Source organism: Streptococcus pseudopneumoniae (assembly GCF_001072315.1).
Lineage (GTDB): Bacteria > Bacillota > Bacilli > Lactobacillales > Streptococcaceae > Streptococcus > Streptococcus pseudopneumoniae_R.
In genome coordinates this window covers 1-1,693 of the sequence record NZ_JVLI01000055.1, presented here as the reverse complement: position 1 = coordinate 1,693, position 1,693 = coordinate 1, and the positions used below count along the sequence as shown (strand labels likewise).

At 37.9% G+C, this 1,693-nt stretch carries 2 protein-coding genes; both read left to right on the top strand.

The genetic code is table 11. From position 1 onward, the window contains the following. A partial coding sequence (locus tag ADH54_RS11090) for an SWEET family sugar transporter (RefSeq protein WP_239682647.1) occupies positions 1–148 on the top strand: 148 nt, incomplete at its 5' end. Between the two features lie 267 nt (positions 149–415). Then, positions 416–1,450: a S66 family peptidase gene (locus ADH54_RS02065; protein ID WP_049523862.1), complete on the top strand. Its 1,035-nt coding sequence runs from the start codon at positions 416–418 to the stop codon at positions 1,448–1,450. The last annotated feature ends 243 nt before the right edge of the window (positions 1,451–1,693 follow it).

Genomic DNA, 1,693 nt, shown 5'->3' with positions numbered 1-1,693 from the left:
ACCATTTCAACCTTTATCAGCTGCTATATCTTGCTTAATCTGGGTTATTTATGGATGGACAAAAGAACCTAAGAAAGATTGGATACTAATCATTCCAAATTCAGCTGGTGTTATTTTAGGCGGAATCACTTTTTTGACTTCACTTTAACAAATCTAACAGTATATATAAAAAGCTGGGAAAAATTTCTCAGCTTTTTTCTATATTCTCAGATATTTTATACTCAATGAAAATCAAAGAGCAAACTAGGAAGCTAGCTGCAGATTGATCAAAGCACAGCTTTGAGGTTGCAGATAAAGCTGACGTGGTTTGAATAGATTTTCGAAGAGTATTAAAAGCATTCTTCTGAAATCCCACATAGCTTTCTCTTATCTTTTGTGATAAAATAGGCTCAATCTATTTCTAGGAGGATGAGATATGGTTTCTACTATTGGTATTGTTAGTTTATCTAGTGGCATTATCGGAGAAGACTTTGTCAAACATGAAGTGGACTTGGGTGTCCAACGTCTCAAGGATTTGGGACTCAATCCTATCTTTTTGCCCCATTCGTTAAAAGGCTTAGACTTTATCAAGGACCATCCTGAAGCGCGTGCGGAGGATTTGATGCAGGCCTTTTCGGACGATAGCATCGACATGATCCTATGCGCCATCGGTGGGGATGATACCTATCGTTTGTTGCCCTACCTTTTTGAAAATGACCAACTAGAAAAGGTTATCAAACAAAAGATTTTTCTTGGTTTCTCAGATACAACCATGAACCACCTTATGTTGCATAAACTAGATGTTAAAACTTTTTATGGTCAATCCTTTTTAGCAGACATTTGTGAATTGGACAAGGAAATGCTGACCTATAGCCTTCACTACTTCAAAGAATTGATTGAGACAGGAAGAATCTCAGAAATCCGCCCTAGCAATGTTTGGTATGAGGAACGAACTGACTTCAGTCCCAAGGCTCTGGGGACACCTCGTGTCAGTCATGAAAATACCGGTTTTGAATTATTGCAAGGAAATGCCCAGTTCGAGGGAAAAATCCTCGGTGGTTGCCTCGAATCCCTCTACGATATCTTTGACAACTCTCGATACACAGATAGCACGGAGCTCTGCCAAAAATATAAACTTTTCCCTGACTTGTCAGACTGGGAAGGAAAAATCCTCTTGCTAGAAACAAGCGAAGAAAAGCCTGAGCCGGAAGACTTCAAAAAGATGTTACGGACTTTAAAGGACAATGGTATATTCGAGGTAATCAGTGGACTCTTGGTCGGAAAACCTATGGATGAAACTTTCTATGACGACTATAAAGAGGCACTATTGGATATCATTGATAGCAATATCCCGATTGTCTATAATTTGAATGTCGGCCACGCAACTCCAAGAGCAATTGTCCCCTTCGGAGTTCACGCCTATGTAGATGCAAAGGAGCAAATCATTCGCTTTGACTATAACAAAAAATAAATAGTTTCTCTATTTTTGTGCTTTTGTATTCGTTTTCGTTACAATTTGTATCTGAATTTATTGCATTTCGCTAATTTCTATGATATCCTTTTGAAGGAGGTGTATATGACAAAACAAAAAATTAATCGAATCGTAGGTTCTATTGGTGCCTTTATTGGAATTATAGTATTTATTGCCTACATACCTCAAATTATCGCTAATTTACAGGGAAATAAAGCTCAACCATTTCAACCTTTATCAGCT